Consider the following 25446-nt stretch of genomic DNA (forward strand, 5'->3'; position numbering starts at 1 on the left):
GGTGAACATTGTGGCATTACATGTCGTTTTATATCAACCAGAAATTCCCGCTAACACAGGGAATATTGCACGTACTTGTGCAGCAACCAATACAACGCTACACCTGATTCGTCCGCTCGGCTTTTCAACGGATGATAAAATGCTGAAGCGTGCCGGACTCGATTATTGGGAGTTTGTTAATGTTGTGTATCATGATTCGTTAGAAGAATTGTTTGAGGCATATGAAAAAGGCCAGTTTTTCTTTATTACAAAATTTGGCCAGCAGCCTCATACATCATTTGATTACACTGATCTTGACGAGGATTATTTCTTCGTGTTCGGAAGAGAAACAAGCGGTTTGCCAAAGGATTTAATTCAAAATAATATGGACCGCTGCCTGCGTCTTCCGATGACAGAGCATGTCAGATCGTTAAACCTGTCCAATACTGCCGCGATTCTTGTTTATGAAGCGCTGCGCCAGCAAAATTACCGTGATTTAAAATAGTGAAAAAACCCGCTCATCGATGATGGGCGGGTTTTTTTGCGGATGTTGAAATGCTTTGTTTCGTTTTTGGGCTTAACAACGTAACAGTGTTATGTTACAATGTACCCATCAAAGGAGCTGGACTTATGGAAGAACAATTAATCTCTAAAAAAGAATTACTTGAAAGAACATCGATTTCATACGGTCAGCTGTATCGATGGAAGCGGAAAAACTTAATACCTGAGGAATGGTTTATTCGTAAATCCACATTTACAGGGCAAGAGACGTTTTTTCCGAGAGAGGAGATTTTAAAACGTATATCAATGATTCAAAAGATGAAAGAAAATTTGTCTTTGGATGAAATGAGGGAAATGCTGTCGCCGAAAATGAAGGATGTCAGCATGACCGCTGATGAATTGCTTCATAAAGGTTTGGTTTCAAGGCCTGCTCTTGAAGCCTATTCAGAAGACGGAGGAAGTCCGGTTTTTTCATCCAGCGATTTGCTTTCGCTATATGTGCTTGAGGGACTGCTGCAGTCTGGAAATGTCAGCCTTGCAGAAGCAAAAATGGCTGCAGAGGTATTAAAGAAGCATAATAATGAAGAGATTGAAAAACAGACGGAGCTGATTGTGCTCCGCAAGCTCGGTGTCACAACTTGTTTTATAGCGGCTGCGGCGGACAGCATTTTGTTTGAATCATCCGTAAAGGTTGTGGAACGGGTAGATTTATTAAAAGCTTCAGAGGAATTAAAAACAACATTTATGCAGGAGGGCCATCAATGGATGTAGTGGAAAAGCTGGTGATAAACGGATCAGGAAGTTCAAAGGGAGGAACATTTCAATCTGTTGAGATTAATGGCAGCGGGACAGTGGCCGGGGACGTGGAGTGTGATACTTTTTCTTTTAATGGAAACGGAAAAGCTGACGGCAGCGTCAAAGCGAAAGCGGTAACCATCAGCGGTTCAGGAAAGATACATGGAGACGTTGAAGCAGAATCTATCCGGATGAATGGCACTGGTTTTATTCAAGGAGAGGTATCTGCAAAACAATTGAAAATCGCTGGATCATCAACATTTTGCGGCACTGTCAAGGCTGATGGAATTGACATTAGCGGAAAAGCTGTCATGGAAGCAGATTGTGAAACAGAAACCTTTCAATCAGAAGGGAAATGCAAAATCAGCGGGCTTTTAAATGCAGACCAGGTGATCATTAAGCTTTCTGCAGGGGAAAGCTATGCGCGGGAGATCGGCTGCCGCCATCTTCAAGTGACCTGCAGAAAAGGAATGCTGACATTGCTCAGATTGATGCCGCAGCCTGTTCTAACAGCAGAGCTGATCGAAGGTGACGTGATTGAATTGACAAATACAAAGGCGAAAACCGTGCGCGGTAATAAAGTGGTCATCGGCCCGGATTGCCAGATTGAAACCGTCGAATACAGTGGGGACTATACCTGTGATCCAAGCGCGTCGGTTGAAACATCCACAAAGTTGTAAGGAGGATCATAATGGAGACAACAAAACTGGGAAATTTAAAATTATATGGCGCTGGGCATGCCGCAGGAGGCGCGTATCACAATGTCAGCATCAAAGGAGAAGGTGTAGTTGGAGAAGGGCTGTCTGCTGTAGGCTGCCGCATATACGGAACGGGCCTTTTTCTCGGAAAAGCAGAGACTGAGCGGCTGCGTGTGCTCGGAGAAAGTGAATGTAAAGGCGATCTGACAGCCGGCAAAATCAATATATATGGGACAATGAAAGTCAGCGGCTCACTTCAATTTGATCGATTCAATCTGAAAGGCCAGACTGAAATTGGCGGGAATATGACTGGAGAATCCTGCGATGTGAAAGGGAAGCTTAGCGTAAAAGGTGATTGTGAAACAGAAATGTTCCATGTCACAGGCTGTGTTGATGTATCGGGGTTATTAAATTCGGGTGAGATCAAGCTGGGATTGAGCCATGATATAAGCCATGTGCAGGAAATCGGCGGAACAACAATTACAGTGAAAAGACGCGCGAGTTTTTTTTATCGGAAGAAAGTGAAGCTGATCGCCGATGTCATAGAAGGCGATCGGGTTTATTTGGAGAATACCGAAGCGGCAGTTGTCAGGGGAAAAGAAGTGATCATCGGGCCGGGATGCAGTATCGGAACAATTGAGTACGAAAACAAATATGAATGCGATCCGCATTCACAGATTAAAGAAAAAACAAAACTGTAAAACATTGTTCTGTTATACAAAAAGGGTGCTCTTTCAGGAGCACCCTTTTTTATTCTTTTCCAGGCTTGCTTTCGTATCCTGCGGTAAAAATTGATACTAAAAAAGTGACAATGACACCCATCATGATGATTGTTTTCACCGTCTCTCCCCCTCTTCAATTTTTCCGTGCTGTCCGAGTCTGGATGATTCTGTATTTTTCTTTATTATGAACGGTCGCGGTCTGCCTTGTCAACGATGTATAAGTATCTTTATTTTTAAGAAACCAAAGCATGTATCACGGGATGGCGGCATAGATTGTATCAAAGTACCTTATTTGCATAGTGTATCAAACATGATAGAGGAGGTCCTTATGGATATATTAAAGAAAATTGAAAAGTACAGAGAGGAAGAGCAGCGGCTGAAATGGGAAGGAACTTTCGCCGATTATTTGGAGATTATTAAAGAAAATCCGATGGTCGCGCAATCTGCTCATTCTCGAGTTTTTAATATGATAAAAGACAGCGGGATAGAGGAGATTGACGGACGCAAGAAGTACAGTTTTTTTGACCGCGAGCTGTTCGGGCTTGAAGAATCTCTGGAGCGTCTTGTGGAAGAGTATTTTCATCCGGCTGCCAAACGTCTAGATGTCAGAAAGCGGATTCTATTGCTGATGGGGCCTGTGAGCGGCGGTAAATCCACGCTGGTCACAATGCTTAAAAAAGGTCTCGAAGCGTACACGCTGACAGATAATGGCGCTGTATATGCGATTAAAGGCTGCCCGATGCACGAGGACCCTCTACATTTAATCCCCCATCATTTACGCGATGACTTTTACAGGGAATACGGCATTAGAATAGAAGGAAGTCTTTCTCCTTTAAATGTCATGAGGCTGGAGGAAGAGTACGGAGGAAGAATTGAGGATGTGAAGGTGGAGCGCATCTTCTTTTCAGAAGATAAGCGTACGGGAATTGGAACATTCAGTCCCTCTGATCCGAAATCTCAGGATATTGCCGATTTGACGGGGAGTATTGATTTCTCAACAATCGCCGAGTACGGTTCAGAATCAGATCCGCGTGCTTATCGGTTTGACGGAGAGCTGAATAAAGCGAACCGCGGGATGATGGAGTTTCAGGAGATGCTGAAATGTGATGAGAAATTTCTCTGGCATTTGCTTTCCTTGACACAGGAAGGGAATTTTAAAGCTGGGCGGTTTGCGTTAATTTCTGCTGATGAGCTGATCGTGGCTCACACGAATGAAACGGAGTATCGCTCATTTATTTCTAATAAGAAGAATGAAGCCCTGCACTCAAGAATCATCGTGATGCCGGTTCCTTATAATTTAAAAGTGTCTGAGGAAGAGAGAATTTATGAAAAAATGATTGCAGAAAGCGATGTGGCGGATGTTCATATTGCCCCGCATACGTTGAAGGTCGCCGCGATGTTCTCAATCCTTACCCGGTTAAAAGAGCCGAAGCGGTCGGATATTGATCTGGTCAAGAAAATGAGACTGTATGATGGGGAAAGTGTGGAAGGATATAACTCTGTCGACGTTGAGGATATGAAAAAAGAATATAATGATGAAGGCATGAGCGGAATTGATCCGCGGTACGTGATCAACCGGATTTCTTCAACGATTATCAGAAAAAATATGGAATCGATTAATTCTCTCGATGTCCTTCGCTCCTTAAAAGAAGGTCTTGATCAGCACCCATCAATTTCAAGCGAGGACAGGGAGCGGTATTTGAATTTTATCTCTGCCGCCCGCAAGGAATATGACGATATTGCGAAAAAGGAAGTTCAAAAAGCGTTTGTTTATTCATATGAAGAATCAGCAAAAACACTTATGGACAATTACCTCGATAACGTAGAGGCCTATTGCAATAAAAACAAGCTTCGTGATCCTTTGACAGGAGAGGAAATGAACCCTGACGAAAAGCTGATGAGATCCATCGAAGAGCAGATCGGCATTTCGGAAAACGCCAAAAAAGCGTTCCGCGAAGAAATCTTAATCCGCATCTCAGCCTATGCGAGAAAAGGCAAGCGGTTTGATTACAATTCCCATGAAAGACTGCGTGAAGCTATTCAGAAAAAGCTGTTTGCTGATCTGAAGGATGTCGTTAAAATTACGACCTCAACAAAAACGCCGGATGAGCAGCAGCTGAAAAAGGTAAATGAAGTCGTGGCCCGTTTAATTGATGAGCACGGCTACAACTCGACGAGCGCCAATGAGCTGCTGAAATATGTCGGCAGCCTGCTGAACCGATAAGCAACGTGACCCGTCCGAATAGGGCGGGTTATTTTGTCCCATTTTCTAAATAGTTTGTCAATTAAACATGCATATGTGCATATGATGAATATAAATCTTTTCGAAAGACTTGTTTCATAATCTGGCACAAGCCGGAATACGTATGTATCACGACCACAAATGGTTAAGGAGGGGAATTCATGTCCCAAAATGACAGCGGCCATTTTTTGATTTCTGAGGAAAACTGGTCCCTCCATCGCAAAGGCTTCGATGACCAGCAGCGCCACCAGAAAAAAGTGCAGGAAGCGATCAAAAACAATCTTCCGGACCTCGTAACTGAGGAAAGCATTATTATGTCTAATGGAAAAGATGTAGTGAAGATCCCAATCCGTTCACTTGATGAGTATAAAATCCGTTATAACTATGATAAAAATAAACATGTAGGGCAAGGAGACGGCGAGAGCCAGGTTGGAGATGTTGTGGCCCGGGATGGTTCAGACAAAAAACAAGGGCCTGGAAAAGGGCAGGGTGCCGGTGATCAGGCAGGCGAGGATTATTATGAAGCGGAAGTTTCATTAATGGATTTAGAAGAAGCGCTTTTTAAAGAATTAGAGCTTCCGAATCTCCAGCAAAAAGAGCGGGACAATATCATTCATACAGATATCGAGTTTAATGATATCCGTAAAACAGGGTTAACCGGTAATATTGATAAGAAAAGAACGATGATGTCAGCCTTTAAACGAAACGCAATGTCAGGAAAACCGTCGTTCTATCCAATATATCCGGAGGACCTGAAATATAAGACGTGGAATGACATCACAAAGCCCGAATCAAAAGCCGTCGTTTTAGCAATGATGGATACAAGCGGCAGTATGGGGGTTTGGGAAAAATACATGGCCAGAAGCTTCTTTTTCTGGATGACCCGTTTTTTGCGGACAAAATACGAGACTGTGGAAATTGAATTTATTGCCCATCATACAGAAGCAAGAGTGGTCTCGGAGGAGGATTTTTTCTCAAAGGGAGAAAGCGGCGGAACAATTTGTTCTTCCGTATATCGGAAGTCGCTTGAGCTTATTGATGAAAAGTACAATCCCGCCCGCTATAACATTTACCCGTTTCATTTTTCTGACGGTGACAACCTGACATCTGATAACGCGCGCTGTGTGAAACTGGTCAATGATATTATGAAGAAGGCCAATCTATTCTGCTACGGCGAGGTCAATCAGTACAACAGGCATTCAACGTTAATGTCTGCATATAAAAATGTAAAAGATGAGAAATTTAAGTACTATATTTTAAAACAGAAATCTGATGTTTTTCAGGCTCTAAAGAACTTTTTCAGAAATGAAGAGTCTGGTGTAAGCCATCAATTTTCGTAATGAAAAGCCCATTTCAGGGCTTTTTTTTATTTAATAAAAGCAAGAAAACGCTTGCGAAAAAAATACGGGAGAAAAAGAAATTTTTCCTTTGACAAATCTTCTTTCATTTATTAATATTTTATCTTGTGAACTATTATTGAGGAATGAGGTGAAAAGGAGTTGACTGAATCAGAACGTGCTTTGCTCACTTTTGAACAGCTCTTCGATACGTCTCGGGCGATATATAAAAAACAGAAGAAGATATTGGAGATTGTGCTTGAGCCTTTTGATATTACAGTCCTTCAATATTTGCTGATGTTTAAAATTCATCAAAGCGGAAGCACCCCGCTAAGCAAGCTGGCAATGTCGCTTGATCTTAAGCCTGCTTCTGTGACGCGGATGACAGATATTCTGTATAAGCGCCAATTGATGAATCGATATGACAGTCCGGATGACCGCCGTATCGTCATGATTCAGTTAACCGAAGAGGGGGAAGAACTGATAGAAAAAGCCGCTGTGCAATATGCAAAAATGGGTGCTGGCTTGTACCAAAAGCTTGATACCTCCCAGCTGCAGTATTTGCGCAAACTAGCCGGAAGCTTAACGAAGCTTGCTGAAGGCTGTTCAGAAAAAAGCGGTAATTAAAAACTTCTCACATATTTTCACCAGCTTTCCGCAAAATGATAGAGGATGAAACGAAAGGAGAAAACAAAATGAACAGAGGACGTTTAATTCTGACCAACATTATCGGTTTGATTGTTGTTCTTGCAATTATAGCTGGAGGTGCTTACTACTATTATCAAAGCACAAACTACGTAAAAACAGATGAAGCAAAAGTAGCGGGCGATATGGCTGCTATTACTGCTCCAGCGGCAGGTAAAGTATCTGACTGGGATCTGGACGAAGGAAAAACAGTGAAAAAAGGCGACACAGTTGCAAAAATCAAAGGCGAACAAACTGTTGACGTAAAATCCATTATGGATGGAACAATTGTGAAAAACGAAGTGAAAAACGGACAAACCGTACAAGCTGGTACAACAATTGCACAAACGATTGACATGGACAACCTATACATCACAGCAAATATTAAAGAAACAGATATTGCGGATATTGAAGTAGGAAATAGTGTAGACGTAGTAGTTGACGGAGACCCTGATACAACATTTGACGGTACTGTAGAAGAAATTGGCTATGCGACTAACTCAACTTTTGATATGCTTCCATCTACAAATTCAAGCGGAAACTACACAAAAGTAACACAAAAAATTCCTGTGAAAATTTCAATCAAAAACCCATCTGATAAGGTGCTTCCTGGAATGAATGCATCTGTTAAAATTTCTGAGTAAAACAGATCAGTCATCAAACCATGAAAGGAGGTTGTCTTAGATGGCTACAGGCAAAGAAAAAAATGCAAAAAACCCTATGTCATTGCTGATTGTGCTAATGGCGGGTTTATTTTTGGCAATCCTAAACCAAACACTGCTTAATGTTGCAATGCCGCACTTAATGACTGAATTTGGCGTAAGTGCAACGACGATTCAGTGGCTTACAACAGGTTACATGCTTGTTAACGGTGTATTGATTCCGTTATCTGCTTTCCTGATTACACGATTTGGCCAACGGAGTCTCTTTCTCGTCGCGATGTTTTGTTTTACGCTCGGTACGTTAGTCTGCGGTATCGCACCTAACTTCTCTACAATGCTGATCGGCCGTTTGATTCAGGCCGTGGGCGGAGGTATCTTGCAGCCGCTCGTTATGACAACCATTCTGTTAATTTTCCCGCCTGAAAGCAGGGGGAAAGGAATGGGGATTTTCGGGCTAGCGATGATGTTTGCTCCAGCGGTCGGCCCGACTCTTTCCGGGTGGATTATTGAGCATTATACATGGCGCATTATGTTTTACGGACTTGTGCCGATCGGCGCAATTGTTATCATTGTGGCTTTCTTCATCTTTAAAAATATGGTGGAGCCGCAAAAAATCAAACTCGATACTCTTGGCGCAATCCTCTCGATTGTCGGATTCGCCTCCTTATTATACGGAGTCAGTGAAGCCGGATCTGACGGCTGGACCGACCCGATTGTATTGTCTACAGTTATTATCGGAGCCATTGCAATTGTTGCTTTTGTTGTTCAGCAATTGCGTCATGATGATCCGATGCTTGATTTCAGAGTGTTTAAATATGACATTTTCTCACTCTCGAGTGTCATTAATATCATTATTACAGTGGCACTTTACACTGGTATGTTCCTTTTACCGATTTATCTGCAAAACCTGGTCGGCTTTACGGCGCTTCAATCCGGTCTGCTTCTGCTTCCGGGTGCGATCGTTATGCTGATTATGTCACCGATCTCAGGTATTTTGTTCGATAAATTCGGACCGAGACCGCTTGCGATTATCGGGCTTCTCGTGACAGTGGTAACAACGTATCAATACACGCAATTGACAATTGATACACCATATACACACATCATGCTGATCTATTCAATTCGTGCATTTGGTATGTCTCTCTTAATGATGCCAGTCATGACAGCCGGGATGAACCAGCTTCCTGCCCGTCTGAACAGCCACGGAACGGCGATGAGCAACACGCTTCGCCAAATCAGCGGATCAATCGGAACAAGTTTAATTACGACGATTTATACAAACCGGACGACATTCCATTATTCACAAATTGCAGATAAAACAAGCACGGCGGACCCGAACTTCCTCCATGCGTTCCAAAATGCAGTTTCGAATTTAATGGTGAATATGAATGTGTCTTATGATACGGCGAAAACATATGTGTACTCACATATTTATAAACACGCGTCACTCGATTCCAATGTCATGGGGATAAATGATGCCTTTATGTGGGCAACCTTATTCTGTGTAGCAGGTTTGATTTTAAGTATCTTCCTGCGTGACGTCAGAAAAGATAAATTGCGTAAGAAGAAAAAAGAGGAGCTTTCATTACTTCCTGCTCCAAAAGAAGCTAAGGAATCTTAATCTGTACAGGGAGGTTTCCTGAATGAAAATTTATGTAGTGTATGATAGTGAAGGCGAACATACTAAAGTGCTTGCAGAAGCGATTGCTGAAGGCGCGAGAGAAAACGACGCGGCTGAAGTGTTCATCGACCATGTAGATCAGGCTGATATCCGCAAGCTTAAAGATATGGATGCGATTATTTGGGGATGCCCAGGGCATTTCGGAACAATCAGCTCCGGTCTTAAAACTTGGATCGACAGACTTGGCTACTTGTGGGCTGAAGGCGAGCTGATCAACAAAGTCGGTGCTGTCTTCTGCACAACGGCAACAACACACGGCGGCTTGGAAATGACAATGCACAATTTAATCACGCCGATGTTCCACCAAGGCATGATTGTTGTCGGACTGCCTGGCAACGTGCCTGAAAACGCACTTTATGGCTCTTATTACGGAGCAGGTGTCACTTGTCCGGTAGACAGTGATGAGTTAATGTCTGAGGAAGGTATTCAGCTTGGACGCGCGTTGGGAAGACGTGTCAGCCAAGTCACAGGAAACCTAACAGCAGGACAGTAAGGAGAGGTTGAAATGGCCATTATTATAGCAATAATTGCTGCTGTCATTGTCATTGCGGCCCTTATTACATTTAACGTCCGCAACGCCTCACCTGGACCTGAGAAGCAAGAAGCAACCGATAGAATCGCACCTCCAGAAGAGGAAAAAAACGAAGCGTATTACCCTGCTGAAGCAAGGGCTGCCGAGCATACGCCATCCGTTGTCAAAAACGATTCTCCAAAAGAGAAGCGTGACACAATGGGTGATGATATTTACAGGCAGGCGCTGCAAAAGTTTAAGCATTCTGATGAAGTTCATGCAGAAGAAGAGGTCACTGAGGAAAGTGACAAAATGCAGGACCGCAGCTATCGTGATGCGCTGCTCTCTATGAAAAATAAGAAAAAGTAATGAAAAAGGCAAATCCGTTTACTCATGGCGGGTTTGCCTTTTTTGCTGTTTCCATCAATTATGTTTTTATCAAATAAATCCATGGAATATGTTGTATTCCATCTTGATCTAGTGTACTATGTTACTCATACACCGAGGATTTTTTCCGGGAGGTAAAGACATGAATTCTTTTTTAGGTTTATTAAAGAAAGATATCAAGCTTTCAAGAATGTGGCTGCTAGTATGGATATGCGGAATCATTTTCTTATTGGGAACAGGCCATATTATAGCTTCTCGCACGAAAGAACCTCTAGTCATTTTTGGTTTTTTTGTTGCAGTTGCTTTTTTTCTGCTTTTCTTATCTCCTGTTTTTGTTTTTTATCACCTTCGCAAGGAAGGGAAATCACAGCTTTGGCTGTACAATCCAAATGGCGGCTTATGGCTGTTTTCTTCTAAATTGGCAGCATCTTTGCTCTATCAATTTGTGATTCAGTTGGCATTAACAGCCTATGGCATATGGATGTATCATATGCTCTCTGTAAAAAATCTGCTGGAGCATCAAGTTGATATAACGAGTACAGTGGCTTTGCTGAATATGTATGGGCTTATTTCTTCGTTAGATATGTCAGTAACAGTCATTGTGTTTTGGACTGTTTTTCACTCTCTCAGAAATTGGCGCGGAATGCGGTGGGCTGCGATGGTTCTGTTGGTCGCAATGTGGTTATTCTTCGATGAATACATCATAAGCCCTTTGGTTGAATCTCAAAAGCATTTCTGGCCTGTAACAGTCTATTGCAATTTTGATTTCCACTTCCACAATGTTTGGAGATTGGAACTAAAACCTATCCATCTGTCTGTGCTAGGGTTTCCTATTGCTATAGTCATCACATTCTTGCTGCTCATCATGGCTTCAAAACTGCTTGATCGTAAAGTAGAGGTGTAAATATGGACAATCAATTCCAATCCTCGAAACCGATTTATCTGCAGATCGCTGATCAGATCTTTTATAGGCTGGTCAGGAAGGAGCTGCTCCCAGGAGACAAGCTTCCTTCAGTAAGAGAAATGGCGATTCAAACTAAGGTAAATCCCAATACAATTCAAAGAACTTACAGTGAGATGGAAAGGCTGGGTATTGTGGAGACAAGAAGAGGTCAAGGGACGTTTATTGCGGAAAAAGCAGAAATCGTAGACGAGCTGAAAGACAAGCTGACACGAGAGGTGCTGGAAGGCTTTGTCAAGCAAATGAAAGAGCTGGGGCTAACGAAAGAAGAAATGTTAGAAGGGATTAAAACATTCACAGAGGGAGGCTAAAATGGAAATCAAGCTAGAACATGTATCAAAAAAATACGGCCGCCATACGGCCGTCAATGATGTGTCAATCACCCTATCATCCGGACGGATTTATGGCCTGATCGGACCGAACGGCAGCGGCAAGTCAACGACCCTGAAAATGATGGCTGGCCTTCTGTTTCCGACTTCAGGATTTGTAAAAGTTGATGAAGAGCAGGTTACGAGAGAAATGGTGCGTCAAACGGCTTATCTTACTGAGCTTGATATGTTTTATCCGCATTTCACTGTTAAAGATATGGTGAATTTTTATCAGTCGCAGTTTCCTGATTTTCATACAGAACAGGTTTATAAGCTATTGAATGAGATGCAGCTGAATCCGGAAAAAAAGATCAAAAAGCTATCAAAAGGAAATCGGGGCAGGCTGAAAATCGTTCTTGCTTTAGCGAGACGGGCAGACGTCATCTTGCTTGATGAACCTTTTTCCGGGCTTGATCCGATGGTCAGGGATTCCATCGTAAACAGCCTTGTGTCGTACATTGATTTTGAGCAGCAGATTGTCGTGATCGCGACACATGAAATTGATGAAATTGAGACTTTGTTAGATGAAGTAATCATCCTCGCCAATGGAGAAAAAGTTGCGCAGCGTGAAGTAGAAGATATTCGTGAACAGGAAGGCATGTCTGTTTTGCAATGGTTTAAATCAAAAATGGAAGTTTGCTAGAAAGAGGAGGAATATGATGAAAACAGTGTTGGAATTGAAAAACGTGACTAAAAACATCAGAGGCCGAACGATCATTGATGATCTCAGTTTTACGATTCGTGAAGGCGAGGTATTCGGTTTTTTAGGACCAAACGGAGCGGGGAAAACGACAACCATCCGGATGATGGTGGGGTTAATGAAGCTGTCGAAAGGTGATGTCCTCATTTGCGGCCAATCAATTACGAAAGAATATGCCAAGGCGATTAAGCATATCGGAGCGATCGTTGAGAATCCCGAGCTGTATAAATTTTTGAGCGGATATAAAAATCTCCAGCAATACGCAAGGATGGTCAAGGGTGTCACGAAGGAAAAAATTGATGAAGTTGTTGAACTGGTCGGTTTAACAGACAGAATCCACGACAAGGTGAAAACATATTCTCTGGGGATGAGACAGCGTCTTGGCTTGGCACAATGCCTTCTGCACGATCCGAAAGTGCTGATTTTGGATGAACCGACAAACGGCCTTGATCCGGCGGGGATCAGAGAAATCAGAGATCATTTAAAGAAGCTGACCCGAGAAAGAGGAATGGCTGTCATCGTTTCAAGCCACCTGCTGTCAGAAATAGAACTGATGTGTGATCGAATTGCGATTCTGCAAAAAGGAAAGCTGATCGATATTCAAAATGTAAAAGATGAAAACATTGATGAGAATGATACATATTTCTTCCAGGTTGAGCAGCCGAGTGAAGCCGCTGCTGTTTTAAATCAGTACGATTTGCTGAGTAAGACAAATGGTGTAGAAATCAAACTGGCTAAAGAGGAAGTCCCTGCGGTTATTGAATTGCTGGTGATGCAGCAAATCCGTATTTATGAGGTCAAGGTCATAACAAAATCATTAGAGGACCGTTTCTTAGAAATGACAGGTGAAACAAAAGAGGAGGTTCAGCATGCTTAATTTGATTTATAATGAGTGGCTCAAAATTTTCAGCCGTGCCGGAACATGGGTGATGATCGGAATTCTGGGGCTGACAATGGTTGGATTTGCATTTTTGGCGAATCATTTTTCTGCTGGTGAATCAAATTCCCATTGGAAACAAGAGCTTCAAGCACAAAACGCCGAATTAAAGAAAGAAATCAAAGAAGATCCTTCACTGAAAGATGGGTATAAAGAAACAATCACACTCAACGACTATCGCATCGAGCATAATATCCCTAGTGACACGGGCTATACGGCATGGTCTTATGTAACGGATTCGGCAAACTTTACCATCCTTACCGGTCTGTTTACTATTATCATCGCGGCCGGAATTGTCGCTAACGAATTTAATTGGGGAACGATTAAGCTATTAATGATTCGGCCGCTCAGCCGTTTTCAAATTTTGATGTCCAAATATATTACAGTTCTCCTGTTTGGGCTCCTGTTGCTGTTGATTTTATTTATCGGTTCTACTTTATTAGGGTTGATCTTCTTCGGAACGGGTGGTGAAACCGCCGCGAATATTCATTTAATCTATAAGGATGGCCATGTCATTGAGCAAAACATGATGGGGCATTTGGCCACAACGTATCTTTCTGAATCCGTCTCGGCTTTAATGGTGGCGACGATGGCGTTTATGCTGTCTGCGGTATTCAGAAACAGCTCTCTTGCGGTTGGTTTTTCCATCTTCTTGTTGGTTGCCGGTACGACTGCAACTGCATTTATTGCAGCGAAATTTGACTGGGCAAAGTATATATTGTTTGCTAATGTCGACTTGACTCAGTATGTGGATGGCACACCGTTAATAAAAGGGATGACTATGACGTTTTCTCTCGTCATGCTGGCGATCTACTTTATCATCTTCCTGTTGCTTGCTTTCGGAATCTTCATGAAGCGGGATATTGCAAACTAATAAAGAAAGCTGTTTTGCTTATGCAAAACAGCTTTTTTGTCAAAATAAAAACTGCAGGTTTGCACCTGCAGTTTTTCATATCAATTTATGCTTACGCTTCTTTAGTAACGTTAGCAGCTTGTGGTCCGCGGTTTCCTTCAACGATTTCAAAAGAAACAGCTTGGCCTTCTTCTAAAGTTTTGAAGCCTTCGCCTTGAATAGCAGAGAAATGAACGAATACATCGTCTTGACCTTCTACTTCGATGAATCCGAAACCTTTTTCAGAGTTGAACCATTTTACTTTACCTTCTAACATGAAATTTCCTCCTAAAGCGATCATAACGCTTAAATTCACTATTCTTGCTCTTAACAAACTTTCAAGACGAAAACTCTTACAAAACTTTCTTCTTAAAGATAGTTCGAACAAAAATAATTACCTTTACTCTACCAGTAATCTTCAGAAAAAACAACTGCTTATTGAAATTTTTTTCGGAAAATACCATATTTATTTTTCAATTTGATATTTATTTACGGAAATTCATCTGTTTTCTCGATATGTGATCATACGTTTGCCTTAGTATTCCTTCATTTTGGGAAGATAAGTAATAGGAATTGACAACCTTATTGGATATGAGTAAGGTAAAAGTTAATCAATATTACAAATGACAACGTTTATCAACTAAGAGAGCGTATGATTTTTATGTCTGATATTGCTTGCATGCTCTAATACATAGATAGGAGTATGGTCACAATGAAAAAGTGGCTTATATGCAGTTTCGTCCTTGTTCTTCTCGTTTCATTTACTGCATGTTCACCGTCTGCAGAACATGAATCGATAAAAATCGGGATTGCTGAGTCTGACGGGGCAATATGGAACTATATTGCTCAAAAGGCTGAAGAGGCAGGGCTGGATATTCAGCTGATCCCTTTTTCTGATTATGCGGAGTCTGATATCGCACTTGCTAACAAAGAAATTGATGCCAACGCCTTTCAAACCATTTCATATTTTCAGTCGTTCACTGAAAAATACAAACTTAATTTGGCACCGCTCGGGACGACATACATAACGCCCATGGGCATTTATTCAAAACGATATGACCGAATCCAAGATATACCGCGGGGAGCTGTCGTTTCTGTTCCGGATAAAGCGTTCGATTTTGGCAGGGCGCTTACGGTGCTCCAGGAAGCGGGTTTGCTAACGCTGAAAAACGGATTTAACGGGACAGGTTCAGTTGATATGATTAAAGATAATCCGAGACACCTGAAATTAAAAGCTGTCCGGCAACAGGATGCAGTGAGCGGTGCCGACGTGTTTGTCATGAAACCATCAGAAGCAAAAAAAGCGGGCTTGAACCCGAAAAAGCATACGCTAAAGAGCGGCGGACTCATGTCTGAGGAAGAGATGAATTTGATTGTTGTCAGAGCGGAGGATCAAGATCGGGAAGCGCTGCAAACCATTCTTGAGCTTTATCAAGCTGATGATACAGCGGCATTTATAGAAAAAGAATATCAGGGAGATCTTGTCCCGGCTTTTCTGCCTTTGAAACGTCTTTCAGATTGGAAGAATGAATTCGAACATTGAATTCATTCTTTTTTTTCTGAAAAACACACTCTGTTCCGTCCCGTTTCTTTCGCTTTGTAAAGCATTTGATCGGCAAGAATGGGCAAGGATCCTGGCTGTTCCGTATTATTGGGGTAATGAGCGGCCCCTAGTGATATCGTAACTGAAAGCTCGTCGCCGTTTGTTAATACAATCGGTGCATCACTTACAGTGCTCCTGATCCGTTCAGCGATCCGGGCTGCTTTATCAAGAGAACAGTTCGGCAGGAGCACGGCAAATTCTTCACCGCCGATCCGAGCGGCAGGATCAGTATTTCGGATGCTCTGCTTCAGACGTAACCCTAGCTCTTTGAGCACCTGATCTCCTTCATGATGGCCATATTGGTCATTGATGGTCTTAAAATGATCGATATCCATATAAATCAGTGCAAATTGAAAATGCGGGGTATCGGCCGCCTGCCGATACAGAGCTTTTGTGGTTTCTTCAAACTTTCTTCGGTTATACACGCCTGTTAAAAAGTCAAAGTGCGCCTGAAACTTATATTGTTTAAAAAGAAGATGTGCATTTGTTTCATGATCAATAATATATAAACTGAGCATGCCGCCCGCTATTGATATGATCCAAAAATACAAATGAAGTTCGTATGAATGTAAATCTATAAGAAAATAAAAGGAAAAGGAGATCAAGCTATTTGTGATTATTAAAAGATAGAAAGCATGTTTTAGTTGAACTTTTTTTCTTCTAGAAACAATGAGTGACGGAATGGCAGCGATACAAATGATAATAACCGAGTATAGTGCAGATGTGTTCATCGTAATCAGCAAGCGGCCTGCAGTGATCATGGCCAGGGCCGTTGCCGTTGAAACCCAGCCTCCATAAAGAGCGGCAATCATAATAGGGATATTTCGAAGATCAATAATTGAATGCTGATAGGTAAATCCAAAAACCATCAGAATAACCCCGAGCAAACCGCAGGCCAGTCCTTTAACAGCTTGAAAAGATATGCTGTCTTTTTTATGTACTAACCTTTCTTTAAACAGGTGGGTGAAGAGATAATTAAATGTGATTAAAATGGTCAAATTTACAAACAGTTCTTTCAGCAATATTATCACCCTTATATAAGGTACTAAAGATGGAAGGGAAAGAAAAGAACAAAAAAGGCATTATATAAGGTTTTTTTACTTGAATTGATAAGTTAAAATAATTCGCACTTGACCCATCGGAATTAGTGTAATATAGTAAATGAGAAAATTTGAAGGGAGAGTTTACCTGCTTTGGAGACTTTACTGGTTGTATTACATGTATTTATTTTATTTTTACTTATCTTAGGGCTCTTTGTTATGCAGAAAAAACATGTTTCCTTCTCTAAACGTGTATTTACTGCGCTGGGGCTGGGAATTGTATTCGGATTTGCGCTTCAGCTGATTTACGGCCCGACTTCAAATATAGTCATTCAAACAGCCGACTGGTTTAATATTGCCGGGGGCGGATATGTCAAATTGCTTCAGATGGTTGTCATGCCGCTCGTCTTTATTTCGATTCTCGGCGCATTTACAAAGCTGAAGCTGACAAAAAATCTTGGGAAAATCAGCGGTTTGATTATCGGGATTTTAGTAGCAACAACAGCAGTTGCTGCAGCTGTCGGTATCGCGTCCGCGCTTTCATTTGATCTGCAGGCGATTCAGGTTGACCAAGGAAGTACAGAGCTTTCACGGGGGCAGGAGCTTCAGCAGAAATCAGAGGATATGACAGCGAAAACGCTGCCGCAGCAGATTGTTGAACTGCTGCCTGGAAACCCGTTTTTAGATTTCACGGGAGCTAGACCGACTTCAACAATCGCTGTCGTTATTTTTGCCGCTTTCCTTGGAGTGGCATTCCTCGGCGTCAAACACAAACAGCCGGAACAGGCAGAAACATTTAAAAAACTGGTTGATGCCGTTTATGCCATTGTCATGCGTGTTGTCACACTCATTTTGAGACTGACGCCTTATGGGGTGCTGGCCATCATGACAAAAACAATTGCAACGAGTGATCTTGACAGCATTTTAAAACTGGGCATGTTCGTGATTGCTTCATATGCCGCGTTAATCACTATGTTTATCATTCATTTGCTGCTGCTGACGTTCAGCGGCTTGAATCCGGTGATTTATTTGAAAAAAGCGGTGCCTGTACTTGTATTTGCATTTACGTCAAGATCTAGCGCAGGTGCTTTACCGCTGAATATTAAAACACAGAGAAGCATGGGTGTACCGGAGGGAATCGCAAACTTTGCCGGTTCGTTCGGTCTTTCAATCGGCCAAAATGGATGTGCCGGGATTTATCCTGCGATGCTGGCGATGATGATTGCTCCGACTGTCGGCCAAAATCCATTTGACCCGGTGTTTATTATCACTGTTATCGCAGTCGTTGCCATCAGCTCCTTCGGTGTTGCCGGAGTCGGCGGCGGAGCGACATTCGCGGCGCTTCTTGTTTTATCATCATTAAACATGCCTGTCGCGCTCGCTGGTTTGTTAATCTCAATTGAACCGTTAATCGACATGGGGCGTACTGCTTTGAATGTCAGCGGAAGCATGACATCCGGTCTTATTACAAGTAAGGTCACAAAGGAAATTGATCAAGGGGCATTTCATGATCAATCCAGAGTGATTGAAGCTGAAGAAGCGTAACATATGAAAACGTGTAATCCAACAGGATTACACGTTTTTTTAACGGCCGGGTTCTAAGTCCTCCAGCATTTCCATCATCGTGTTGTCGTCCATGACATTCATTGCGCTTTGTTCAAAATGAATGGGTTCAGCATAATGCGGCTGTCTTTTTTTCGCGGGTGTCTCAGTTTGCCTAGTTTGAGACTGTGTATGCTGATGCTGTGGTTGCTGCTGTCCTGCGTGCTGGTGCTGACGGCCATTTTGCCGCTGGCTTTGATGTTGCGAACGGTCTTGGTTATCACCGCTGCTTCTGCTAAATGCTTGTTTGACCATGTTTCCTACATTAGAAGCATCAAACGTGTTATTTTCTGAATTTCGTCTGTTCATTTGTCCTGTGATAAACCCGCTGATTCTTTGGCGGATCTGAGGTGATAGTGCAGCAATAAGCATAGTTGATCCTATGATCAATGCTGCGGGGCTGATTCCTCTTCGCTTGTTGAACAACATGATCCCTCCTTTGCAGTGTATTCATATTTTCCCCCTCGTTAGACAAATTAACCGTTATATTTCCCGGGAAAGCATTTCCTCCAGATTTGCATGCATAATTAAAGCCAGTTAGAAAAACCTATAAGTAAAGTGATAAAGGAGGAATTCACATGTTTGGAAAAAAACAAGTCCTTGCGTCTGTGCTTCTTATCCCTTTGCTTATGACTGGCTGCGGTGTGGCCGACCAAGGTGAGGGCAGACGTGATAATAATGATGTAAGAAACGTAAATTATCGAAATCCGGCCAATGACGATATGCGGAATGTAAACAATCGGGATAACGTTGACAACAATGTTAATGATAATGTCAATAACAATCGTGTAAATGACGATAATAACAACGACCGAAAACTTGAGGTTGCTGATGAAGCAGCTGATAAAGTAACAGACCTAAAAGAAGTAAAGCATGCCGATATCATTGTGGCTGGAAATCAAGCCTACGTTGCAGTCGTTTTAACCAATGGAAATAAAGGTGCAGTAGAAAACAATCTGAAGAAAAAAATAGCCAAAAAGGTAAGATCTACTGACAAAAACATTGATAATGTTTACGTTTCAGCTAACCCTGATTTTGTAGAGCGTATGCAAGGATATGGAAAACGTATTCAAAATGGTGACCCAATCGCCGGATTATTTGATGAATTTACACAAACTGTACAGCGCGTATTCCCTAACGCTGAATAAATAAAAAAAGCCGCACAATTTGTGCGGCTTTTTCTTTGCGTTAATGACACACTGCGAACTCAGGCTGCATAGAGTAAAAATAAAAAGGTACAAGACGGACCGGCTCAGGGAGGGAGACGTTTGCGGGATGGCATAGGAAAGCGTGCGGCATCCGCTCTATTCCTGTGCGGAGTCCTTGTGATGCTGGCTGTGAGCTCAGCCATCGTATCAAGCGCGATGTATATCCTGTCTTTTCCAGGTCAGGCATCTGGAATAACAAAAGAACAAGTGACGAAGCACATGAAGAAAGAGTCATTCAAACAGGCCGATATTTATTACACTTCTAAGGAAAAGTCCTTACTGCCATTAACGAAAGAAACGCTTGAATATGCGGTCAGTATTAATCAGATTATGATTGGATATTCGAATCAAAAGCCTATTGACATTATTTTTTTTCCTAATGAAAAACAGATGGAGGCTTACTCCGGTTTATTGGATGTAGTTGGTTTTTATTCTGAACGGGAGCAGCTGATCGGATTGTTGCCTGAAGAGAAAAAGAAACTGTTAGAAGGGGACGAGGTAGCGGTTTATTTGTACCAGAGATTGTTGATTCATGAATACTCGCACCATGCGTTTCACCAGAAATTGAAGGAGCTTGAGACGGATCCCGATGAGTTTCCGTTATGGTTTCATGAAGGGTTAAGCGAGTGGATTGCAAACTATGAATTGCTCATAGATCCGATCACGTTTTCTGTCGTGCCCTTTGACCGTTTGCAGACTGATCGAGACTGGCAGGAAGCCAGAGCCGAATATGACACTGATGTCTATTTGCAAAGCTTTTATATGATCGATGAGCTGACGGACAAATATGGGAAAGACATTATTTCAGAAATGATTAAGGAAACAGCAAAAAAAGGGGACTTTGAAAAAGGGTTTAAATCAGCAACAAAGGAAAGTCTTGATCAATTTGAAAAAGATTTCAAGAAAAAATTTGAAAAAAAACAGTGCGGCATTGGATAGTATCTATCCAATGCCTTTGTTATTAGTGAAGTCCTTGCTGACCCATTCCGCCTTGTGTCGGAGGCATTTGTCCTTGGGCAGGGGCGAATGAATTTCTCAGCTGTTCCATATCCTGCGCATCAAGCTGAGGAACCTGGTAATAGCCGTGTTTGTTTTGGTATAGGAAAATTTCAAATGCCATTTCAACATACTCCTGAATTTGCGCAGACAGTACGCGTCTTACGGCCGGATTTGTCATTTCCAGAGAAGCCATCGTCAGCATAGAAGCTTGTGCTTTAATCGCGCAAAGCATTTGTCGGCTGATGATGCTGTCATCAATATCATTCATGGATTGAACAGGTTTTTTAGGCTGTGACGGCTGCATGCCGTAAACAGTCTGGTTGTCCTCCTTCATCATATAAGTTGCTGTTTTTTGTGAAGGTTCGCTGCCTGTTTTGAAGCATTCTGCAGTTATATTGTATTGAGATGTAATGAATTGATGTTGACGATCAAGGATGTTTAGTAATTCTTGATCCTTACAGAATTGTCTCAGCATCATAAACTGATCTAGCACAGTAAGTGTTCCGGAAAGCACCTCATGCATATCAAACATTTCATGTCCGCCGTGGTTTTTATGCGGTTTGCCAGGAATACCTTTGTTCATTTGGGATTGCTGCTGCTGATTGAACTGATCCAAACCGAATTCCTCCTTTTTTTTCAGATCAGCTGTATTTTGTGTCAGTCTGCCGTGTATTATGCAGAAGCCTGAAAGGATTTATATGCTGTCTGTCGAAATGATAAGCAGACAAAATCGTTGTCATTATGTGTATAAGGGAGGAAATATGATGAGGCGTATTCTGCATATTGTGTTGATCACGGCATTGATGTTCTTAAATGTAATGTACACGTTCGAAGCTGTAAAGGCAGCTGAACCGCAACAGCCTATATCGATTGAGAAGGCAATACAGCAAAAAGAAGGACAGGCGCTTGTCGAAGGATATGCAGTCGGCCAGGCTGTTTCCCCGCAGCATTATAAGCTGACAAGCCCTTTCTCAAATGATTATAATGTCGCGCTGGCAGACCGTAAAAATGAGACATCGCCCGAACACATCCTTCCTGTGCAAATCCCCTCCGCCTTCAGAAGCCATTTTGGGCTGCAAACCAATCCGCTTCTTCTTGGGAAAAAGATAACGGTTCAAGGAAAGCTTGAAAATTACTTTAACACGACAGGACTTAAAAACGTTCAGTCGATGAACGTAACCGATGACACGAAAACTCCGCCGGCTGAACAGCAAGTGACCATAAATGAAGCACGGGGAAGGCTGAATGAAGAAGTAACGATAAAAGGGATCATTACAGCTGATCAAAACGCAATCGGAGGCGGGAAACTGTCGACCTTTTTGCAAGATGAAACCGGAGGCATTAACATTTATTCGCCATCCCCTGAACAATTTCCCGAATTAAAAGAGGGTATGGATGTCACGGTGACAGGGAAAATCACGTCTTACCAGGGGCTGAAAGAAATCGTTCCAAGCTCATCAGGCATCAAAATCAACAAGTCAAACCAATCCCTACCCGCCCCCAAACACTTAACAATCAATGAACTAATTAACGGCAGCCTAGGTGATCAGTATGAAGGACTCCTTGTGAAACTAACCGCTTTTGTTTCCTCAATTCCAAGTTCTCCTGCCGGCGGCGGTTACAATGTAACAATGATTGATGACGACCATCATGCAATGACGCTCCGGGTTATGAATGAAACAGGGGTGATAAACGAGCTTGATGAGGGCAAATGGTATGAATTTACCGGTGTGTTAAGCAGATACCAAACCTTTCAGCTGCTTCCGCGAAAATCGGCTGACCTGAAGCTGCTTGAAGAGCAGCCCGCACCTCCGTCTGCGAAGGGAGAATATGAAGGGATTGTTGACCGGGTAGTTGACGGCGATACCATTCATCTCAAATCTCCGGTGCTTGGAACGACAAAAATCCGGTTTGTAAATGTAGATACACCCGAAACATATCACACACCAAAAAATGACGCAGATGAAAATCAATTAAGATTTGGCAAAAAAGCATCTGACTATCTAAAAACGGTTCTGTCCCCGGGTGATAAAATTACTGTCAAGGTCGGGAGTGAAGCCAAGGACAGCTATGGCAGATTGCTTGGACAAGTCATAACCGAATCAGGTTCCAACGTAAACTTAGAGCTTGTAAAAAATGGCTATGCTCCGACGTATTTTATTTGGCCGGTTGACAATGAAGAGGATTATCAGCAATTTCAGGCCGCAGTAGCCGCTGCAAAAAAAGATCAAAAAGGAATTTGGAATGAAAACGATCCCCTCATGGAAATGCCGTTTGAATTCAGAGCCAGAGAGCAAGGGAAAGGCTTAACAAGATATGTGGGGGACTCGTCGAATAAAACATATGTGCAGCCAGCTGACTGGAAGAAGGTAGCTGTGGAAAACAGAATTTTCTTCGCTTCAGCAAGTGAAGCGGAGAGCGCGGGATATAAAAAAAGGCAAACGGCACCTCAAGAACATGTGCCGCTTAGAATTCTCAGCATGAATGATTTGCATGGCAAAATCGATCAGCAATATGAGCTTGATCTTGATGGAAATGGAATTGCAGACGGCACGTTTGGACGCATGGATTATGCCGCCGCATATTTAAAAGAAAAAAAGGCTGAAAAGAAAAACTCGCTGATTGTGCACGCGGGAGATATGATCGGCGGAAGCTCTCCAGTTTCCTCTCTTCTTCAAGATGAACCGACTGTAGAACTGATGGAGGACATCGGATTTGATGTCGGAACCGTGGGAAACCATGAATTTGATGAAGGCACGGATGAACTGCTGAGGATCTTAAATGGCGGTGATCATCCGAAAGGCACAAGCGGATATGATGGACAGAACTTTCCCCTTGTATGTGCCAATTGTAAAATGAAATCAACTGGAGAGCCCTTTTTGCCGGCTTATGACATCATAAATGTGGAGGGCGTACCCGTTGCTTTTATCGGGGTTGTCACACAGTCGGCAGCTGGCATGGTTATGCCTGAAGGAATAAAAAATATCGAGTTTACAGATGAAGCAACAGCGGTGAATAAGGCGGCCGAAGAGCTCAAGAAAAAAGGCGTGAAGGCCATCGCGGTTCTCGCACATATGTCAGCTGAACAAAACGGCAACGCCATTACCGGTGAGTCTGCTGATCTTGCAAACAAAACAGATTCTGAAATTGACGTGATTTTTGCCGCGCATAATCATCAGGTTGTTAACGGTGAAGTGAATGGAAAACTGATTGTTCAAGCGTTTGAATATGGAAAAGCGATAGGTGTCGTTGATGTAGAGATCGATAAAACGACAAAAGACATTGTCAAAAAGTCCGCGGAAATCGTATATGTTGATCAAAGTAAAATCGAACCGGATGTCAGCGCGTCAGCCATTTTAAAGAAATACGAAACAATTGCGGAACCGATTATCAGCGAGGTAGTCGGCGAAGCCGCTGTTGATATGGAAGGGGGGTATTCAAATGACGGCGATACACCTCTTGGAAACCTGATTGCGGATGGTATGAGAGCTGCCATGAAAACGGATTTTGCCCTTATGAATGGCGGCGGCATACGTGAAGCGCTGAAGAAGGGTCCAATTACGTGGGGAGATCTTTACAATATTCAGCCGTTTGGAAATGTGTTAACGAAGCTTGAGATTAAAGGAAAAGATTTAAGAGAGATTATCAATGCTCAAATCTCGCCGGTTTTTGGGCCTGACTACAGCATCAGCGGGTTTACGTATACGTGGGATAAAGAAACCGGAAAAGCAGTTGATATGAAAATGGCAGATGGCACCGAGATCCAGCCCGATGCCACATATACATTGACCGTCAACAACTTTATGGCGACGGCGACAGGAGCCAAATATCAGCCAATCGGACTGCTGGGAAAAAATCCGGTGACAGGGCCTGAGGATTTGGAAGCGACAGTTGAGTACGTGAAGAGTTTTGATGAGCCAATTGCGTATACAAAAGAGGGAAGAATTAAGCTTGCTGAAGCCAGTGATATTGAAGATCCTGTAACAGAAGACCCGGGGACGGAGCATCCAATGAAAGAGGTTCCAGAGCCTGATGTGGATTTGCCTGATATAAAAGAGACTCCGGGCACAGCGCCGGTTCATCAGCTGCCGCCTTCAGCCATTTCGAGATTCAATGAAATACGAATCAACAACACAAAAACCGCTGATACTGCTAATAGCATCAGCACATTGCCGTTACAAACCGAGACTGCGGAAAGCGGGTCTGATTATCCGCTTCCGGATACGTCAGCGGGCTACTATAACTTTATGGTGATCGGTGCGGCGGTGACATTGTCAGGAACTTATCTATATGTCAGAAGAAAAAGGAGCGCCTCCAGAACGTGAAAAAAATTATTCCACTATTCATCATTGCTGCCGGCCTAGTGATCGCAGGCTATGGAGGCTTTAAATTGATTGATACGAATATGAAAACGGAACAGACACTAAAAGAAGCAAAACTGGCGGCTAAAAAGCCGCCGCAGGAACCTTTGGGGACGAAAAATAGCACAGATCAAGCAAAGAACAAAGCATCATTTAAGCCTGAGACCGGCCAAGCGAGCGGCATTTTGGAAATACCGAAAATCAATGCAGAGCTTCCGATCGTGGAGGGCACCGATGCTGATGATTTAGAAAAAGGTGTCGGGCATTACAAGGACAGCTATTATCCTGATGAAAACGGACAAATTGTGCTGTCGGGGCATCGGGATACCGTGTTTCGCCGGACGGGAGAGCTGGAAAAGGGGGATCGGCTCCGCATTCTCCTGTCATATGGAGAATTCACATATGAAATTGTAAAAACAAAAATTGTCGATAAGGATGACACATCTATTATCACGCTCCAGCATGAAAAGGAAGAGCTTATTCTGACGACCTGTTATCCGTTTTCATATGTCGGAAATGCCCCGAAGCGCTATATTATATATGGAAAACGAGTGACTTAAAAAGCCGAGGCGGTGC

25 protein-coding genes and 2 pseudogenes are annotated in these 25446 nt (G+C 42.7%); 23 read left to right on the forward strand and 4 right to left on the reverse strand.

Translation table 11 applies throughout. The features are described from left to right. Position 1 precedes the first annotated feature (1 nt). From trmL to MKX71_RS05020, 17 genes and pseudogenes are all read left to right on the forward strand, one after another. Positions 2-484 carry a tRNA (uridine(34)/cytosine(34)/5-carboxymethylaminomethyluridine(34)-2'-O)-methyltransferase TrmL gene (gene trmL, locus MKX71_RS04940; protein ID WP_003233442.1) on the forward strand — a complete coding sequence of 161 codons (483 nt, stop codon included), beginning with the start codon at positions 2-4 and terminating at the stop codon, positions 482-484. 125 nt (positions 485-609) lie between these two features. Next, a complete protein-coding gene (locus tag MKX71_RS04945; RefSeq protein ID WP_339231792.1) occupies positions 610-1251 on the forward strand; it encodes a YhbD family protein in 642 nt (213 codons plus the stop codon). Further along, positions 1242-1955 carry a polymer-forming cytoskeletal protein gene (locus MKX71_RS04950; RefSeq protein ID WP_041851048.1) on the forward strand — a complete coding sequence of 238 codons (714 nt, stop codon included), beginning with the start codon at positions 1242-1244 and terminating at the stop codon, positions 1953-1955. The genes MKX71_RS04945 and MKX71_RS04950 overlap by 10 nt, the downstream gene beginning before the upstream one ends. 11 nt (positions 1956-1966) lie before the next feature. Further along, positions 1967-2674, forward strand: coding sequence for a polymer-forming cytoskeletal protein (locus MKX71_RS04955; protein ID WP_041851047.1), 708 nt, complete (start codon positions 1967-1969; stop codon positions 2672-2674). 349 nt (positions 2675-3023) lie between these two features. Beyond that, the gene (gene prkA / locus MKX71_RS04960) at positions 3024-4919 is read left to right on the forward strand and encodes a serine/threonine protein kinase PrkA (protein WP_003233433.1); all 1896 of its coding nucleotides are present in this window, start codon (positions 3024-3026) and stop codon (positions 4917-4919) included. Between the two features lie 179 nt (positions 4920-5098). After that, the gene (gene yhbH / locus MKX71_RS04965; protein WP_003233432.1) at positions 5099-6277 is read left to right on the forward strand and encodes a sporulation protein YhbH; all 1179 of its coding nucleotides are present in this window, start codon (positions 5099-5101) and stop codon (positions 6275-6277) included. A gap of 159 nt (positions 6278-6436) precedes the next feature. Then, on the forward strand, positions 6437-6901 hold the full coding sequence (locus MKX71_RS04970) for a MarR family transcriptional regulator (RefSeq protein ID WP_003233431.1): 465 nt from the start codon (positions 6437-6439) through the stop codon (positions 6899-6901). Positions 6902-6936: 35 nt separating this feature from the next. Then, positions 6937-7602, forward strand: a complete 666-nt coding sequence (locus tag MKX71_RS04975; protein ID WP_014476241.1) for an HlyD family efflux transporter periplasmic adaptor subunit — start codon at positions 6937-6939, stop codon at positions 7600-7602. Positions 7603-7642: 40 nt separating this feature from the next. After that, entirely contained in the window at positions 7643-9241 is a 1599-nt protein-coding gene (locus tag MKX71_RS04980) for an MFS transporter (RefSeq protein WP_003233429.1), read from the forward strand. A gap of 22 nt (positions 9242-9263) precedes the next feature. Continuing rightward, on the forward strand, positions 9264-9794 hold the full coding sequence (locus MKX71_RS04985) for an NAD(P)H-dependent oxidoreductase (protein ID WP_003233428.1): 531 nt from the start codon (positions 9264-9266) through the stop codon (positions 9792-9794). A gap of 12 nt (positions 9795-9806) precedes the next feature. After that, positions 9807-10181 (forward strand): hypothetical protein, encoded by a 375-nt coding sequence (locus MKX71_RS04990; RefSeq protein WP_339231793.1) that lies wholly within the window; start codon positions 9807-9809, stop codon positions 10179-10181. After that, positions 10181-10337: pseudogene (locus tag MKX71_RS04995) on the forward strand (hypothetical protein). Before MKX71_RS04990 ends, MKX71_RS04995 begins: the two are co-directional and overlap by 1 nt. A gap of 4 nt (positions 10338-10341) precedes the next feature. Further along, positions 10342-11103: a hypothetical protein gene (locus MKX71_RS05000; RefSeq protein ID WP_003245465.1), complete on the forward strand. Its 762-nt coding sequence runs from the start codon at positions 10342-10344 to the stop codon at positions 11101-11103. Between the two features lie 2 nt (positions 11104-11105). Continuing rightward, complete coding sequence (locus tag MKX71_RS05005) at positions 11106-11471, forward strand: GntR family transcriptional regulator (protein ID WP_003233424.1); 366 nt, start codon at positions 11106-11108, stop codon at positions 11469-11471. A gap of 1 nt (position 11472) precedes the next feature. Then, a complete protein-coding gene (locus MKX71_RS05010) occupies positions 11473-12171 on the forward strand; it encodes an ABC transporter ATP-binding protein (RefSeq protein WP_003233423.1) in 699 nt (232 codons plus the stop codon). A gap of 16 nt (positions 12172-12187) precedes the next feature. After that, positions 12188-13105 (forward strand): ABC transporter ATP-binding protein, encoded by a 918-nt coding sequence (locus MKX71_RS05015; RefSeq protein ID WP_339231794.1) that lies wholly within the window; start codon positions 12188-12190, stop codon positions 13103-13105. Then, positions 13098-14039 (forward strand): ABC transporter permease, encoded by a 942-nt coding sequence (locus MKX71_RS05020; protein WP_015715559.1) that lies wholly within the window; start codon positions 13098-13100, stop codon positions 14037-14039. The genes MKX71_RS05015 and MKX71_RS05020 overlap by 8 nt, the downstream gene beginning before the upstream one ends. Before the next feature lie 91 nt (positions 14040-14130). Here MKX71_RS05020 and cspB read toward each other — a convergent pair whose 3' ends face one another. Next, positions 14131-14334 carry a cold shock-like protein CspB gene (cspB, locus tag MKX71_RS05025; protein ID WP_003224086.1) on the reverse strand — a complete coding sequence of 68 codons (204 nt, stop codon included), beginning with the start codon at positions 14332-14334 and terminating at the stop codon, positions 14131-14133. A 435-nt stretch (positions 14335-14769) separates the two neighbouring features. Here cspB and MKX71_RS05030 point away from each other — a divergent pair, with 435 nt between their 5' ends. After that, positions 14770-15600: a MetQ/NlpA family ABC transporter substrate-binding protein gene (locus MKX71_RS05030; protein ID WP_327845385.1), complete on the forward strand. Its 831-nt coding sequence runs from the start codon at positions 14770-14772 to the stop codon at positions 15598-15600. A 2-nt stretch (positions 15601-15602) separates the two neighbouring features. Here the strand turns inward: MKX71_RS05030 and dgcK are convergent, their stop codons facing one another. Continuing rightward, positions 15603-16682, reverse strand: a complete 1080-nt coding sequence (gene dgcK, locus MKX71_RS05035; RefSeq protein WP_144482638.1) for a diguanylate cyclase DgcK — start codon at positions 16680-16682, stop codon at positions 15603-15605. Between the two features lie 171 nt (positions 16683-16853). Here dgcK and tcyP point away from each other — a divergent pair, with 171 nt between their 5' ends. Continuing rightward, positions 16854-18245 (forward strand): L-cystine transporter TcyP, encoded by a 1392-nt coding sequence (tcyP, locus tag MKX71_RS05040; protein WP_003244685.1) that lies wholly within the window; start codon positions 16854-16856, stop codon positions 18243-18245. Between the two features lie 39 nt (positions 18246-18284). On the opposite strand, the gene MKX71_RS05045 is transcribed toward tcyP, so the two are convergent. Next, entirely contained in the window at positions 18285-18731 is a 447-nt protein-coding gene (locus MKX71_RS05045) for a hypothetical protein (protein WP_339231796.1), read from the reverse strand. A gap of 149 nt (positions 18732-18880) precedes the next feature. On the opposite strand from MKX71_RS05045, the gene MKX71_RS05050 reads away from it, so the two are divergent. Both MKX71_RS05050 and MKX71_RS05055 read left to right on the forward strand, forming a co-directional pair. Further along, a complete protein-coding gene (locus tag MKX71_RS05050) occupies positions 18881-19450 on the forward strand; it encodes a YhcN/YlaJ family sporulation lipoprotein (protein ID WP_003245125.1) in 570 nt (189 codons plus the stop codon). Positions 19451-19570: 120 nt separating this feature from the next. After that, positions 19571-20540, forward strand: a pseudogene (locus MKX71_RS05055) (hypothetical protein). On the opposite strand, the gene MKX71_RS05060 reads toward MKX71_RS05055, so the two are convergent. Continuing rightward, complete coding sequence (locus MKX71_RS05060) at positions 20472-21125, reverse strand: spore coat protein (RefSeq protein ID WP_009966881.1); 654 nt, start codon at positions 21123-21125, stop codon at positions 20472-20474. The pseudogene MKX71_RS05055 and the gene MKX71_RS05060 overlap by 69 nt on opposite strands. Before the next feature lie 82 nt (positions 21126-21207). Here MKX71_RS05060 and yhcR point away from each other — a divergent pair, with 82 nt between their 5' ends. Together yhcR and srtA are read left to right on the forward strand one after the other, a co-directional pair. Continuing rightward, positions 21208-24834, forward strand: coding sequence for an endonuclease YhcR (gene yhcR / locus MKX71_RS05065; RefSeq protein WP_339231798.1), 3627 nt, complete (start codon positions 21208-21210; stop codon positions 24832-24834). Continuing rightward, a complete protein-coding gene (gene srtA / locus MKX71_RS05070; protein ID WP_339231800.1) occupies positions 24831-25430 on the forward strand; it encodes a sortase SrtA in 600 nt (199 codons plus the stop codon). The genes yhcR and srtA overlap by 4 nt, the downstream gene beginning before the upstream one ends. Positions 25431-25446 lie beyond the last annotated feature (16 nt).

Source organism: Bacillus sp. FSL M8-0071 (genome assembly GCF_037975455.1).
Classification (GTDB): domain Bacteria; phylum Bacillota; class Bacilli; order Bacillales; family Bacillaceae; genus Bacillus; species Bacillus subtilis.